The 15,211-nt window shown below is 38.3% G+C and carries 16 protein-coding genes; 4 read left to right on the forward strand and 12 right to left on the reverse strand.

Features of this window, described 5'->3' with window-relative positions:
- The 9 genes from BBI00_RS17235 to BBI00_RS17275 form a co-directional block, all read right to left on the reverse strand.
- The gene (locus BBI00_RS17235) at nucleotides 1-432 is read right to left on the reverse strand and encodes a nucleoside deaminase (RefSeq protein ID WP_065400097.1); all 432 of its coding nucleotides are present in this window, start codon (nucleotides 430-432) and stop codon (nucleotides 1-3) included.
- Between the two features lie 38 nt (nucleotides 433-470).
- On the reverse strand, nucleotides 471-1,088 hold the full coding sequence (locus BBI00_RS17240; RefSeq protein ID WP_228394789.1) for a hypothetical protein: 618 nt from the start codon (nucleotides 1,086-1,088) through the stop codon (nucleotides 471-473).
- A 55-nt stretch (nucleotides 1,089-1,143) separates the two neighbouring features.
- Nucleotides 1,144-2,064 carry a helix-turn-helix transcriptional regulator gene (locus BBI00_RS17245; protein ID WP_065400098.1) on the reverse strand — a complete coding sequence of 307 codons (921 nt, stop codon included), beginning with the start codon at nucleotides 2,062-2,064 and terminating at the stop codon, nucleotides 1,144-1,146.
- A gap of 248 nt (nucleotides 2,065-2,312) precedes the next feature.
- A complete protein-coding gene (locus tag BBI00_RS17250) occupies nucleotides 2,313-2,801 on the reverse strand; it encodes an SMI1/KNR4 family protein (protein ID WP_065400099.1) in 489 nt (162 codons plus the stop codon).
- A 22-nt stretch (nucleotides 2,802-2,823) separates the two neighbouring features.
- Nucleotides 2,824-3,426 (reverse strand): hypothetical protein, encoded by a 603-nt coding sequence (locus tag BBI00_RS17255; RefSeq protein WP_065400100.1) that lies wholly within the window; start codon nucleotides 3,424-3,426, stop codon nucleotides 2,824-2,826.
- Between the two features lie 159 nt (nucleotides 3,427-3,585).
- Nucleotides 3,586-4,944: a leucine-rich repeat domain-containing protein gene (locus BBI00_RS17260; RefSeq protein ID WP_065400101.1), complete on the reverse strand. Its 1,359-nt coding sequence runs from the start codon at nucleotides 4,942-4,944 to the stop codon at nucleotides 3,586-3,588.
- A 254-nt stretch (nucleotides 4,945-5,198) separates the two neighbouring features.
- Nucleotides 5,199-5,429 (reverse strand): hypothetical protein, encoded by a 231-nt coding sequence (locus BBI00_RS17265; RefSeq protein WP_065400102.1) that lies wholly within the window; start codon nucleotides 5,427-5,429, stop codon nucleotides 5,199-5,201.
- Between the two features lie 157 nt (nucleotides 5,430-5,586).
- Nucleotides 5,587-6,624, reverse strand: a complete 1,038-nt coding sequence (locus BBI00_RS17270) for a patatin-like phospholipase family protein (protein WP_065400103.1) — start codon at nucleotides 6,622-6,624, stop codon at nucleotides 5,587-5,589.
- A gap of 268 nt (nucleotides 6,625-6,892) precedes the next feature.
- Nucleotides 6,893-7,393 carry a M15 family metallopeptidase gene (locus tag BBI00_RS17275; protein ID WP_065400104.1) on the reverse strand — a complete coding sequence of 167 codons (501 nt, stop codon included), beginning with the start codon at nucleotides 7,391-7,393 and terminating at the stop codon, nucleotides 6,893-6,895.
- A 352-nt stretch (nucleotides 7,394-7,745) separates the two neighbouring features.
- Between BBI00_RS17275 and BBI00_RS17280 the strand changes: the two genes are divergently transcribed.
- From BBI00_RS17280 to BBI00_RS17295, 4 genes are all read left to right on the forward strand, one after another.
- The gene (locus BBI00_RS17280) at nucleotides 7,746-9,017 is read left to right on the forward strand and encodes a Y-family DNA polymerase (RefSeq protein ID WP_065400105.1); all 1,272 of its coding nucleotides are present in this window, start codon (nucleotides 7,746-7,748) and stop codon (nucleotides 9,015-9,017) included.
- Between the two features lie 232 nt (nucleotides 9,018-9,249).
- Nucleotides 9,250-10,110, forward strand: a complete 861-nt coding sequence (locus BBI00_RS17285; RefSeq protein WP_065400106.1) for a complement C1q domain-containing protein — start codon at nucleotides 9,250-9,252, stop codon at nucleotides 10,108-10,110.
- 11 nt (nucleotides 10,111-10,121) lie between these two features.
- On the forward strand, nucleotides 10,122-10,934 hold the full coding sequence (locus BBI00_RS17290; RefSeq protein ID WP_065400107.1) for a hypothetical protein: 813 nt from the start codon (nucleotides 10,122-10,124) through the stop codon (nucleotides 10,932-10,934).
- A gap of 8 nt (nucleotides 10,935-10,942) precedes the next feature.
- Nucleotides 10,943-11,857 carry a hypothetical protein gene (locus tag BBI00_RS17295; RefSeq protein WP_065400108.1) on the forward strand — a complete coding sequence of 305 codons (915 nt, stop codon included), beginning with the start codon at nucleotides 10,943-10,945 and terminating at the stop codon, nucleotides 11,855-11,857.
- Here the strand turns inward: BBI00_RS17295 and BBI00_RS17300 are convergent, their stop codons facing one another.
- Genes BBI00_RS17300 through BBI00_RS17310 form a run of 3 tightly spaced genes read right to left on the reverse strand, consistent with a single transcriptional unit; the run spans nucleotide 11,858 to nucleotide 15,181 of the window.
- Entirely contained in the window at nucleotides 11,858-13,417 is a 1,560-nt protein-coding gene (locus tag BBI00_RS17300; protein WP_065400109.1) for a tetratricopeptide repeat protein, read from the reverse strand.
- Nucleotides 13,418-13,434: 17 nt separating this feature from the next.
- Nucleotides 13,435-14,043, reverse strand: a complete 609-nt coding sequence (locus BBI00_RS17305) for a YdeI/OmpD-associated family protein (RefSeq protein WP_065400110.1) — start codon at nucleotides 14,041-14,043, stop codon at nucleotides 13,435-13,437.
- A 4-nt stretch (nucleotides 14,044-14,047) separates the two neighbouring features.
- A complete protein-coding gene (locus BBI00_RS17310) occupies nucleotides 14,048-15,181 on the reverse strand; it encodes a serine hydrolase domain-containing protein (protein ID WP_083988560.1) in 1,134 nt (377 codons plus the stop codon).
- Between the last annotated feature and the right edge of the window lie 30 nt (nucleotides 15,182-15,211).

Raw genomic sequence — 15,211 nt, forward strand, 5'->3', positions numbered from 1 at the left:
TTATCTTTTACTTTTAAAGAAATCCCTGACGATAGAAGAACACTCATTTTCCATAATTCCGGTTACAATTTCTGTTTTCGGATGCAGGGAAAGGTGTTTGTTGATAAATCCTCTCTGTTCATCTCTTGCCCCAATCACCACTTTTGAAATCTGAGCCCATGACAATGCTCCGGAACACATGACGCAAGGTTCTATCGTAACATACAGGGTGCAGTCTCTCAGGTATTTACCTCCAAGGAAGTTGGCGGCAGAGGTGATAGCCTGCATTTCTGCATGGGCCGTCACATCATTTAACGTTTCTGTAAGGTTATGCGCTCTTGCAATAATACGATTGTTGGAAACCACAATACATCCGATGGGAACCTCATCCTTTTCCAGGGCGGCTTCTGCTTCCTGCAGGGCCATTTTCATATAATATTCGTCAGTAAACATGAATTGAAATTAATAAAAAGAAGAAAAAATAAAAATTTTTATTTCGTCATTGTTAACGTTAATGGGAGCTTAAAGCGGTATATGGTGGGATCACCTTTGAAGGTTGCCGGAGAAAATTTTTCAGCAAGAGAGTAGAGGGCAATTTCCGCCTGCCTGTTGAAGGTGAAATTGTCTCCCTGGGCATGAACATTGCTGATGCTCCCGTCTTTTTCCACAATAAAGGCTACATCTGTCTTTACTGTTTTCTCTTCAGAATACACGCCGTCTACGTATAAAAGATCAGCCACTTCCTGTCTTAAAGAATTAAGCCCGCCGGGGTAATCCGCAACCTTTTCTACCTGGAAAGACTTTTCAGCAAAAGGTTCCTGGGCAAGTTTGATTTTCTGGAGATCTTCAAGATTCCTTACCCTCAGCAAAGCGCCAATAAGTGCGGTGTTTTCAATACTGTCCATCTTTTTCATGAAAAAAAGAAAATCTCCTTTTATAGCAGCTTTTTTAAAGGTATTGGATTCTGCATCAAACTTTTTCTTAAACTCCTTGTTCAGCATGCTTCTGTGCTGATTATAATAGTTTTTCACAAGCCTGAATTCTTCTTTCTGCTGTGACAGGAAAAAGGAGGAAATAAAACAGCTGAGACAAATAAATAAAGTTCTCAATAAGGGTATATTTATGTAAATATAACCAAAAAATATGAGATTAAGTATTTATTGCTTAGCTCTCAAGATAACGGTTCAGAGATTCCTGAAGATGGTTTCGGATGTCATCAACTAAGCATTTCGGTTCAAGAACGGTAACTTCCTTTCCATACGAAAGAATTTCCTGCATAAAGTCGTAGGTAGGGTGGAGGAAGAACTCAAAATAGATCTCCTCAGGAGTTTCCTTAGTCTCTTTCTGTGACTGGTGTAAAGGAAAACTTCTGATGTATTCTCCCTGATGGCGGCTGCATTTCAGAATAATTTTTTCCGGCTTCTGCTCGGTCAGGTTCATCACTCCGAATGCATTTTTAAAATGCTCCCTGAAGTTGTATTTATATTTTTCCCTGAACTGATTCTTTGCTACGTCCAGATAATTGATCCTGTCAAGACCAAACGATTTTAAAATTTTATCTTTGGTATCTATGGCGATGAGGTACCAGCGGTCTTTGGATTCTTTCAGTGCCAAAGGATGTACCTTTCTGGAAGTCATCAGCTTGTTTTTATAATTGTAATGCTCGAAAGTCACGACCCTTTTATTACGGATGGCAAAGAAAAGATCATAAAAATGCTCTACTCCGGTTGGCTTTCTGCTCTCAAAAAAGATAAAGTCCGAAAAATCAGGGTGAAGATTCAGGGCGTTACTTACCTGGAAAGATTCCAGTAATTTCTGGTTGTATTCATCCACTTCCATGATCGGACGGCTGTCTATATAATACCTGTTGTCTCCTTTTTTCTTATTGTGAATAGAAAGGTTGAAAAGATCTGAAATCTCACGGATATCCCTCTGAAGGGTACGGATAGAGTAGCTTTTGATCTCCGCATCCTGGAATTCAAAAGAATTCAGAAGGTAGTGCTCCAGCTGAGAATAGGTAGCGGGAGAACTTTCTAATCTTTTGATGATTAAGGCATACCGGGTAAGATAAAAATCTTTCTTCATTTGAATATATTTATGTTATTAATTTGCGGCGTTCCATAGTCTGAACCCCTGCTTTTCATAGTAAAGTTTTGTAACACAAATATATGCCCTTAATGCGACAAAACGTGTCGTATTATATTTTTTGTGATCATAAAACGTTTCGGTGAAGACATCAAATTAAAAGGATGGCACAGGACGGTCTTTTTTATCCCGGTTATTTACATTCGTTCAAATAAATTGATTCACATTAATTTATTATAGAGCGATACTTAAATGCTAAGATTGTTTTCAGAGAGATAAACAAGTTGCTCAATCATATCCTGTAATGTTTTAAAAGGTGAAGCCCATATTACTTCCCCTGCATCACTGTCATAATCTTCATGAATAGAAAAAAGCCAGGGCTGGGGATTGTCTCCGCTGTCAAGATAAATGAAAGTTCCGCACTGACCTTCAAAAGTATCCATGATGGCTATTGGTCTGCTAATATCCACGTTTCTCTTCTGTAATGCCTGTTTGTATTTTACAACAAGTTTTCCTGCATTGTTTCCTGAATCAATGAGTGAAATACTACTGAATACACCGCCGATACTGAGAAACTCTCTGTAAGCCTTAGGAAATGAAATGCCATTATTCATAGCCTGTTCCAGTGGTATGATCTCTGCTTCACTTAGACCGACAGGAGGGCCAAAGGCAGATCTTCTTTTTCCTTTGCCTTCTTTTTTGTAGTGTTCATATGTTTTTAAGTATACAATATCCATAGGGTCTATAAAGCCAGGTTATTTATTTTATTTCGTATACGGTCATTTTTCCATATTCCAGATCTTCCCGGTCATTATAAGCTTCGTTGAATATAAAGAGTTCAGGAATCTGATCATTGTTAATATCCATACTATTGAAGGTGATCCAGTCCATAGATTCAAAATGACGAACAGGTAACCTGAGTTCACGATATCCTTTTTTGTACAAAAAATAATCTTTCCCTTTTTTTCTGATCTGATAATCTTTTGTATCCCGGTTAACCGTTTTATCGGAATAATTATTAAAATCCAGTTTCATCAATTCGGATTGAAATTTATAAGTCCTGAATATCTTCGCTGAATCATTTCCCTTGATTAAAGGAAGAATGGATTTATGATCTTTCATAAGAATACCGTTTTTCCAGACTTTAAAATCACGGCCATCAGGGTAAAGACAGAATAAGCTGTCATTGGTATATACCTTTGTATGATCATCATAGGTTTCTTCTGAAAAAATCCTGTTAATTGTCAGTGGTTTAAGTGTTTCCGTAACGTTCTCTTTCTGGCAGGAATAAAGAGTGAAAATAATAATAAATAAAGGGAAATTATTCAATTTCAGAAGAGGATATTCTTTTAATATCAACATCTTTAGTGAGTTTAGAAAAACTATTGTCATGGCCACGTTTATATAAAACAAATATAATATAAGCCATAGAATTTCTGTGGCTTATCGATGATTAATCAAAATATTCTTTCCTTTTCTATTCACCAGGTCCTTTGGCTATGAGGAGCTGTTTTATTTTATTTAGCCTAACAGATATCCTCCAATAACTTCTACATGGGAATCAAAAGAGGAACTCATATATCCTGTTGAATCACTTAAAGTGACAGTAGAGAGTTGATTACCGGTAAAGGCATATTGATTGATGAAATTAACACTCTCAGGAATGCTTACTGATGTCAGCTGGTTGTTTCTGAAAGCATTATCACTGATGGCTGTTACTTTTTTAGGAATTTCTACAGAAGTCAGGAGATTATCTGCAAAAACAGAATCATTAATAATGGTAATATAATCCGGAATGCTTACCGATGTTAATCTGTTGTTTTGAAATGCATAAGCCTGAATACTGACAAGATCCCTGGGAAGTTCTACCGATATTAACCGGTTATTCTGAAAAGCGGCATAATCAATATTGGTAACCTTTTCCGGAATGCTTACAGACTCCAGCTGATTGTCTGCAAAAACAAGACGTTCAATATTGGTCATGCTGTAGGAAATATTTACAGACATTAATTTATTATTCCGGAATGCACTATCTCCGATTCTCGTTACCTTTTCAGGAATATTTACAGAAGTCAGAAGATTATTTTCAAAAACAGATGCTTCAATAGCTGAAACATGATCCGGAATACTTACAGATTCCAACCGGTTATTCTGGAATGCACTTGTTCCGATAGTTTTTACATTGTCAGGAATATGGATTGATCGTAACTGATTGTTTTGAAATGCGTATTCTCCAATACCGGTTACACTGGCGGGAATATCTATGTCTGTTAACAGGTTCCCCTGAAAAGTACTTTTTTCAATCTCCGTAATATGCTCCGGGAGTTTTACCGAAGTCAGCTTATTGAATGCAAAAGCTGCCGTCCCAATACGGGTAATATTCTGAGGAATCTCCACTGAGGCCAGTTGATTATTCTGAAAAACAGATGCCTTAATCTCAGTCATTTTTTCAGGGATGTTTACGGATCTCAGCTTATTACTCAGAAAAGCAATTTGCCCGATGCTGGTAATGCTGTTCGGAAGCTCTACAGACTCTAATAAGTTATTCTGAAAAGCTGCTGTTCCAATGTCTGTGACACCATCAGGAATCGATAATTCTGATATAGACATACCCGTAGCAAAGCTATCCGGAATAGTTACAGTACCCGGTTTTAGAATCATCTTTTTACTTAAGTATGATTGTAAGGATGCTGTGCCTTCTTCATCTGTTTCTGCATAAATATAATTGGGATTGGGTAACCCGTTTTCCAAACCGGCAATTTTAGCCATGTCTATTTTTTCATTTTTATGCCAGTATGAATCCTGCCATTCCCAGAAATCCTCCTGTTTTGGTTTGTCTCCCCTTTCGAAAAGGAGCTTTAGTTCTTCTTTTGTTTTCATAAATGTGTAATTGGGTTAATGAATAAAAAGCTTTTATAAGGCAGCTTCTTTACTCTTGGTTTAAAATGGTTATTAGTTTTTAGTGATTCCCGTTTGTTTTTTTAAACACAGTTCCGGCTGTCCAACATTTTGTGAATGGTGAATTCAAAGGAATTGAGAAATGTTAAATGAGATTACTGTATGTATATTATAATTGGGTTGCAAAAGTAATATTGGACAGCATCAGAACTTTTTGTGTTTATAGTTTTATGTTATCATACATCTTTTTCAAGAATGTCATCCTCAAAATCTTCTCTGAAGAAGTTTTCAATGTCATTGAGATAGTTTTCATAGTCCATCTCAGCATTTTCAATGTCGCTCCATTCTATAGTATAGAGTTCTTCACCGGAGATCGTATCTGTATTGTGATCAGACAGTTCTCTGCTTTGTTGATTCTGTTTTGAACATATTTCAGGCTGTTCAGCACAGGAGAATGTTGAATTCAATAGGTTTAAAAGTTTTATTGATTAGTATTCTGTGTCTTTTTGATATTCCAAAAGTAGGAGCGTGAAACGACAGAACTTGACGTGTTAAAAAAATATTTTTATTTTTTTTTCAATATAAGCTTTTAAGCTTATGTAAAGCTTTTATAAGGTAAAAAGCTTATATCTTGTTTTTGATGAGCTTCTGAACAATCTGGTTCAATGTTTCTCTGTTATCATCAATATAGCTCAGCCCGGCCTGGATCAGGTTTTCAATATTAGAGCGTCTTACGTTATCCATTGCAGGAGATGCATTTTTCAATGATGGATTCAGGCGGTAATAGTTTTTCTGATTTCTTAACCCCAGCGTCTGGAACATCTGGCAAAGCTGATAATCTACAGTTTCTGCATTGGCAGACATCAGGATATCAATAATAGGATTTACCCAGCCTATTTTTCCTGCTTTTTCCAGTTTTCTGAAAGCATAGGGTCTGGCTTCAACACCTGTTCCTATAGAAACAATGATCATATCATTTACTCCGGGATGATTGGCTTTCTGATGGTTTTTCAGAACCTCTGCAAAAGGGATCTTCCGGGCTTCTGCATAAGCGCAGAGGGCTGGGTTATTGGCAAACATTCCGCCGTCAATCAGGCTGAAGATCTGTCCGTACATCGATTTGATCTGTACCGGGCTGAAATAGGTAGGGGCCGCAGACGTTGCCCTGCAGACGTCTTTTACATAAAAATTATCAGTGCTGAGATGGGCTTCCCAGGAATTGAAAAGTTTTGCTCTCCGGTTTTCTATATCATAACTGGTTATTAAACATGGTTTTATCAGTTCTTTTAGTTCTAAATTCCCAAAAAAGTCATTTAAATTTTTTCGAAGAGCCTCCTGGGAAATTCTTTCATTCAATAATCCAAACGGATTCACCAGTTTTTCCCAGAAGGAAACCTGGAAAATATCGCCGCCCTTTTCAGCATAGAGTTCCAGCCCTTTCTGGATAGAATACTTTGCTTTTCGGGCTTCATCAGGGCATAGAATAATAGATGCAATCAGACCTCCTGTGCTGCTGCCTGCCACCAGATCAAAATAATCTCCGAGTTTGGCAGTCGGCTTGTCATGATACTGAAGCTGTTCTTCTATGTAGCGTAGAATAATGCAGGTAATAATCCCTCTTATTCCACCCCCGTCCAAAGAAAGAATGGTTGTTTTTTTCATGTGATATTTTTACTTTTTTTTAAGAATACCTGACAACTTTAGATAAGTAAAACCAATAGATTTCCAGGGAAATGGCTATTGGTTTCAGCATATTTTTATAGTTGTTCTGGTACTTTTCTTATAAACCAAAGATAGGACGGAGAAGCGACAGAACTTGACGTATTATTTATATTTTAAAGAAAATTTCATGAAAAAATTAAAAAAATCAGGGAAGGATTCAGACCATTGCTGCGGGTTTAATGACTTGGCTGTCAATACGATTTTAGCGCTACAGCACAACATAGCCATCCTTGTCTCTCGGCATTTTTATAAGTGTTCTCCAACTGGTTTTAATGAGTTTTTTTTGGGATGGAATGCTCTTCTTTTCAAAATGAGGAAGATCCTTGAATGTTTTCCAGTTTCCACCCCAGTCCCAGCCATGTCTGGCGAAGATCTTTACACATTCATACCAGTCGGCAACCTGGTCATTGTCCCAATCTTTTGCTGTATCCCAGCTTGCTGTTTTTCCGTCGATCATCAGGCAGATATCTACCGCAAGACCATAATTGTGAATACTTTGCCCCGCTTTGGCATTAGTCACTTTTTTACCGGCGGTCAGCCTTCCGATAGCGTAGAGTTTTTCCTGTTCCTCAAAAGATCTGAGCCCCTGGGTGATTCTTACCTTTGCTCTTCCGGTAAGTGCATTATCACATTCTTTAATGATCTGTTTCACTTCATCCCTTACCAGCGGGTGAAGTTTCTGAATTCGTTCTGATGTTACTTTATCCATAATTTAAACTGTTATAAAACAAAAGTATGACGGGAAAACGACGAAACGTGACGTGTTTTAATTAAATTATAAAGTGTATTATACAATATCTGTACAAAAAAGCATGAAAAATTTGAATTTTAATTTAAATATCAAATGGAAATAATCCGGAGCAGGAGGAGTGCTTAAGGATCATTTGATAAATAGATTTTTGGAGTGCAAATTAAAACCTTAATGCGACAAAACGTGTCGTGTTTAAAAAAATTAGTTATTTGTTTTTCAATATGTTAATTGTGATGTTAATTCTTTTCAAAAACATTATTTTATTCTCTAAAAACAATAATTTTGTATAAATATTCATTGTGTAATTGCTATGTATGCGCTGGTAGACTGCAATAATTTTTTTGTTTCCTGTGAAAGAACTTTAGATTCTTCCCTTGAAGGCAAGCCCGTTGTGGTGCTCTCCAACAACGATGGATGTGTTGTATCCCGGAGCAAAGAAGCAAAAGACCTGGGAATTCCTATGGCTGCTCCTGCTTTTAAATATAAAGAGCTCTTTCAAAAGCATGATGTAAAAAGTTTTTCTGCAAAATTTGAGCTTTATAATTATAAAAGTCAGCAGGTCATCAATATTGCCAGATCCTACGTTCTTGACCATGAAGTATACAGCATTGATGAGCTTTTTCTGGATCTCACGGGCTTTAAGTATATTGATATTTATGAATATTGCGTCAGAATCAAGGAAGAGATCAGGGTGAAAGAAAATATTCCCGTAAGTATAGGCATCGCTCCCACCAAGACCTTATGTAAGGTAGCCAACAGGATTGTAAAAGAATTTCCGGACAAATTCAATGGAGTTTATATTCTGGATACTGCTGAAAAAATTGAGAAGGCATTGAAATGGCTTCCTATAGGAGATGTATGGGGAATCGGGAGAAGATTGGCTGTGAAGATGCATGACAGTGGGGTATACAAAGCCTGGGATCTTCTGCAGAAACCCGAAATGTGGATACGTAAAATCATGGGCATTCACGGAGTAAGGATGATCAACGAGCTGAAAGGAATCCGTCAGCTTGAACTGGATACTCCTTCACCTAAAAAATCTATTGCGGTAACCAGAAGCTTTATGCAGATGCTGACTAAGAAAGAGGAAGTCCGGGAGCGGGTAGAAACCTTCGGAATGTATTGTTCGGAAAGATTGCGAAAACAAAATACCTGTTGTAAAATGATCACTGTTTTTGTGCAGACCAACCGCTTCAGAAAAGATCTTCCTGAATACAGAAACGCCATAACACAGGTCCTGCCTAATCCTACCAATTCATCCATATTAATAGGAAGAGTGGTGAATGAGCTTTTTGAAGCGATTTATAAGGAAGGGTTTCATTATAAAAGGGCAGGAGTGATGGTGAATGACTTTGTTCCGGAGGATCAGAGACAGATCAGCCTTTTCGAAGAAGACATACAAAACCAGCATCTCCCTGTGATGAAAGCAATGGATGCGATGAACCGGAAATACGGCAAAGATAAAGTCCGCCTTGGAAGTATGAGCGGAGAAAATACCTTTGGCCGTGCCAAGCTGTCTCCGGAATATGAAGCATTCCTGAAAAAGAATACTTTGCCGGAAGCGAACTTCAGGTTTCATTGAGACTCATAAAATGCTCAGAAAAGAATTCCATTTTTAAAAAATCCCAGCTAAAAAAGAATGAATATTTTATTTTAGTATTAAAATTCCGTATTTTGATAATGTAAAACAAATGTATAACTGATTGTTTATTAGAGGTTTGTTTGTTATGTGGCATGTGGGGCTATTGTGTATGATAATCTTTTGCACTTATCTTTGGACAAGAATTTTACACATTTAAAAAACCACAAATTACATGAAGAATCTAAGTATTTTGATGAAGGGAATACTGATTTTCCTGTGCTTTATTATAAATTATTCAAACGCACAGGTAGGTATAAATACTTCAAATCCTCAAACCATTTTCCATGTGGATGGAGCCAAAGATAATCCTGCATCCGGAGCACCGTCTTCGGCTCAGATTGCCAATGATGTTGCCATCACACCTGCCGGAGATATAGGAATTGGAACTTTAACTCCAGCTGTAAAGATTGATGTCAGGTCCATATCCAATACAGACAACTCAATAGGAATAGGAGAAACCAGCCAGACTGCCTCTGCAGCCGGCGGAGGTGCTGTAAGATATAATCCTCTGAATGGAGGAAAAATGCAGTATTCAGATGGTGTGGTGTGGCAGGATCTTATTTCTTCTCCTACCAAAGCTGTAGTAGTGGCCAATATTCAGGCTGCAAACTTCGCCATTAAAGTTCCCTATCAGGTTTCCACTGGTATTGCCGGATGGACGGAAATTTCGGATCCTACGGGAAATTTTACCCCCGTAACAGGTATTTTTACTGCTCCAAGAACCGGAGTATATCTTGTTTCTTTTACCTATGACTTTGTACGGATTCCAATAGTATCAGGCTATTTTTCAGAAGCCCAATATGTTGTGAATGGGAGCAATACTGTTAAAAAATGTGTGAAATCCTTTTCCAACAATTCAAAACAGGCACAGGTTGCGGGCTCCTGTGTAGCCGGTGTGCAGCTGAATAAAGGAGATACACTCCAGCCTTATATTTACCAGTCTGTTTACAATGGCAGTCTGAGCCTGAGAACAGACTTAACTTCTGCAAGCAACGATTATGGTTTTGTAAACCTTTCTATTCTGGAACAATAACACACTTTGATATGAGAAAAAAATTAAGACTGGCTTTAATTATCTGTTGCGGTATAGGCATTAAAGCTCAGGTAGGAATCAATATGACAGCTCCTGAAGGAACGGTGCATGTGGACGGACAAAAAAACACAAATGTTTCAATATCTTCCAGTTATGATGATGATGTCATTATTACCCCTGCAGGAAATGTAGGAGCAGGAACAAAATCTCCGAAAACAAGACTGGACCTGAGATCAGAAGAGCGCTTAAATGCCATCGGGATCGGAGGGACTTCACAGGCTGCTTCTGCTGCAAAAGCTGGAGCGATGAGGTATAACTCAGGAACTCAGGATCTGAGCTATTCTAATGGAACGGCATGGATAACATTGGCCCATAAAGCCCCTAATGATTTTGTGGATGCAGAAAACTCTTCCGCACAAAGTTTTAGCAACGGGGTACAGACTGCTATGACCGGCTGGACTAAAAAAACGGATGTAAATAGCAGCTTTAATGCAGGGACAGGAACCTTTACTGCTTCAAAAACCGGGGTTTATATTGTCTCCTTTACCTTTTCGTTGGCCTCCGGGAGTATTGCTGATGACTCAAGGTATGAAACTTTGATTCAGACCAATTCAACGTCTTCGGCAACGAATAAAGTTTTTAAATGTGTAGGAAGCTATCCCGGAACCAATACTATTGGAAACCGTGTTGCAGGAAACTGCTCCGGGATTTTTAACCTGAACCAGGGAGATAATATCACCGTAAGCCTGAATCAAAAGCTGGGAAGTTCTAAAACACTGGACAGCGATTCTACGCTTACTTCTTTAAGTATTTTCGGATTATAAAAAGATAGATGATGAAAAAGAACTGTTTACTGATTTTAATGACTTTAAGTTTCCACAGTGTATTTTCACAGGTTGGAATCAATACCCAAAACCCACAAGGTATTTTACACATTGACGGCCAAAGAGATAATCCGGTGTCAGGATCAACTTTTACGCCGGCTCAGCAGAGTAATGATGTGCTCATAAGCAGCACAGGAAGAATAGGAGCAGGCACTCTGAGCCCAGCTGTAAAAGTGGATGCCAGGAATTCTGGAAACGGAGCTGTCGGTTTTGGAACTTCTGCCCTTACAGCCCCTGCAGCCGACGAGGGAGCGGTACGTTATAACAGCGGAATGGAGTATTCCAACGGAAATGAATGGCTCCCTTTACTGACAGCGCAACCTGCTAATAACAAAATAATAGTTATTGCAGCCAAAACGAATAATAATATAAAACTGGTAACTCCTGCTACCGCAACCATAACGGGAGGCTTACAGAACCGGGCAAGTAATTATCTTGTAGACTGGAATAAAATCTTTGAAAGTAATTCCGGAACAAGTTTCAATGCTGCTACAGGAATTTTTACAGCACCCAGAAACGGAATTTATGTTGCTTCATTCACTACCGATCTGGCCCCACTCGCAATCAATTATACCACTGATCCTTTAAATCCCATTCAGATAGAGGCTATCTGGCAGCTTTATGATAATACAGCGGGCCTGGTCCCTGCCAATATTGTCAATACGGTAAAATGTGTAAACACAATGTCCTCGAACAGTGTAGGGAATATTGATGCGGGAAGTAATTGTACAGCTTCCTTCTATATGACAGCTGGTCAGAGGTTAATGCCTTATATATGGTTCAATTTAAATAATTCAAATCTGGCCAATTTCTCATTAAATAATACGGGAGGCTACAATAATCTTACGATTGCAGAACAATAATCAGGAGATTTCATCAAGAGTTTTGATGAAAGCAGATGGATGCAGCCCTGTGATTTTTTTGAACTCGAGAGAAAAAGCACTGTGGGAAGAATATCCCGTAATTTCAGCAAGATGATTGATTTTATACTTCCTGTATTGCGGTTCGTTTTTCAGCTGATTCACAATATAATTGATCCTTAAGTGGTTAATGTATTGGTTAAAATTAAACTTCAGATGTTTCTTAATAACTGCTGACAGATACTTTGGGTTGATATTCAGTGTGTTCGCAAGATTATAACGTGAAATGTTTTTGCTGTTAAACTCAAGGTTTTCTTCAAATACTTTTAACCCGTTTAGAATATTTTCCTCTACTTCAGGCGAAATTTTTATTTCTGCCGGAGTGGGGGTATTTTTTACCTGGAGATCATCAGAATCCTCCAGTGGATCTTCCTCATAAATAACGGGAGAAATCCCTTCCCTGTAAATTCTGGAGACAACTTCTCTGTGCTTTTTACGGAGACGGATGACAATAAGAATAACAATCCCTAAAACAAAAACCAGAACAAGACAGGCTGTAATAAGCCAGTTAGACATTTTGTGGCTTGCAGTAAGCAGCTGATCAAAATTTTCTTCTTTTTTTGATAATGTTTTGTTCACAGCCATTGCTTTGTTATAAGCAATACTATCTTTTAACTGAAGATTGACAAGTTTATATTTCTCTGCATTAGGCTGATCATCCAGCTGGGCATAAGCTTCCTCAAGATTTTTGGTCACCTCAATCTTTTTTTCATTGAAGCCATATTGATCTACAATGGCCAGCGATTTCCGGAAATACAAAACAGCACTGTCAGGCTTATTCTGTTTTGAAAATGAAAATCCGATATCATTCAATATACTTGCCTGCAGGTAATAATTGTTTTTTCCGGCTAAAGAAAGAGCTTTTGTGAAGTAATATTTTGCTTCCTGAAATTTTTTTACTTCGGATAAATTATACCCCATATTGGTATAGGCAGAAATCAGCAGCTCATTTCTTCTGGTTACATTTTTAAGCCTCTGAAATTCACGGATGGCACTTTTGGAATAGAATTCTTTCTCTTTGTACTGATTCTTGTTAAGGAGAATCAGAAAGGAGTTAAAGATCATTCCTTTCAGCTCATGTCCTTCCTCCGTATTATTATTCTTTACTTCAGAAAGAGCATTGAGAAGACTTGAGGAAGATTCTTTCAGCAACCCAAGTTTTGCATATTGTGTTCCCTGCATTCTGTATGCCAACGCTTTTCCGATACTGTAATTGTGTTGGGTCGATACTTTAAGAGTCTTATCTGCAAAGTCAAGGCTTTTTTCAGCGTCAGATCTCAGATAGCTGTTGAATGATTTTAAATAATAAGCTTTGGCAAGAAACTCCGGGCGGCTTCTTTTCTGTGCTGAATCTATGATCTTATTCAGAACAATTTCCGAACTATCCGGATTTTTGGATGAAAGAGTACGGGCGTACTTATACTGTCCCTCAAAATCAAATGTCTGAGCAACTCCGAAAATCGAAATAATAAGGAAGAAAAAGAGGACTATTTTTTTCTTCATTGTGTTTGTTTGTGTTTTTATTTTTTTTGGTACTTCCAGTTCCTGCCTTTACCCTCCGAAATCCATTCCATCGCCTGGTCCAGCCTTTTATTCCGGGTGGCTTCTGTTTTTGCTTCTGTGAGCCAGCTGATATATTCTTTTCTGAAGGATGGCGATGCTTTTCCGAAGATTTCTAAGGCCTTTTTATTAGCCTCTAAAGCTGTCTGGAAATAATCCGGAATTTCTGTTTCCATTTTGGAAGGAGCAGCTTTCTTCGTAACGCCCATATCCGTAAGCTCCATTGCTTCTTTAATGGCTTTTTTCAGCTGAGGTTTTGAAGGAAGATCTTCCATTCCGGTGATTTTTCCCAGGCTGAACATCGAGCTCTTTTCGGCTGTTGTTTCGAGTTCCCTTATGGTTTTCATCTCCTGATGCAGCCAGAATCCAAGACTGCAATAGTGTTTGAAAGAGGTTATTGAGCAGAGTATTTTCCCTTTATACATGAACGTGGGAAACTTCCATTTGATGGCTTCCTCCGCATCAGGACAGACCTCATGGATGGTTTCCCGGAGATAGTTAAGGATTGGTTTTGCAAAATCCGGAGATTTCTCAATGTATTCATCAACCTTTATATTATATTTTTCCATAGTTCTATTGAAATAATTGGGTGATTTCATTGACCAGGAATTGTACCTGATCCGGCCTTCCCCTGTCATTTTTAGGATTATTGGAATAACTGCCGGTTTTTACAATGACCATATTAAATTCAGGAACCATAATGATATATTGTCCCTGCAGCCCTAAGAAATAGTAATGTTTGACCGGATTGTCATTGTTGATCCAAAGGCCCATTCCGTAAATATTCTCAGATTTTTCCGTGGGCGTTCTCATCTGTTCAATAAAATCAGAATTTAAAATTTGCTGATCTCCAACTTTTCCGTTATCCAGAAACAGCTGTCCCAGTTTGGCGAAGTCCCGGGCATTGGAGTGAATGCAGCAGTAGGTTTTTTCCATTCCATGATCATCTGTACTCCATTTGGCATTCTGCTCCATTCCGAGCGGAACCCAGAATTTTTCTGATAAATAGCTTGCCAAAGGTTGATTTAAAGCTTTTCTTATGGCGAAACCAAGAAGCTGGGTGGCGCCGCTTTGGTACTCAAATCTTGTTCCCGGCTCTTCTTTAAATTTCCTTGAGAATACAGCTTTTACAAGACTTTTTCCATAATAGGCTTTAGCATTGGGCAGAAACGGATTGTTATAATTTTCATCCCAATCCAGTCCGGATTCCATTTGGGCTAAGTTTTTAAGCGTAACATGATTTCCGAAAGTCTTCTCTTTAAATTCAGCATAAAAATCTGAAAGTTTTTCATCTATTGAAGAGATCATTCCTTCTTCCAAAGCTTTTCCTAACAGCATTACCGTTACAGCCTTTGCCATCGAAAATGAATTGGTCTGAGAAAGCTGGTTATAGCCGTCCCAATACTGTTCATGAAGGATTTTCCCGTTTCTGATCACCACCAGAGCTGCTGTACGGGAGTGTTTTATATCATCAACTAAATGTTTCGGTAACTCTTTTTTGTTGTAGTCAGGATCTTCTTCCCACAATCTGGGAGCTTCGGTAGCTATAGGATTACTGGGGAAAAGATATCCGTCATCTATATAAGCGCTCGACTTTCCTTTAAGGTAAGTTTTGGAGATCCCGCTAAATAAGTAATCGTATCCCAGAAAATAAGCCGCTGCCGCACCAGCTACAGCTCCGCCTATCATATACTTTAGTATTCTCATTGTTCATGAATCGGTATCTGACAAATTTAG

The organism is Chryseobacterium arthrosphaerae, from assembly GCF_001684965.1.
Classification (GTDB): domain Bacteria; phylum Bacteroidota; class Bacteroidia; order Flavobacteriales; family Weeksellaceae; genus Chryseobacterium; species Chryseobacterium arthrosphaerae.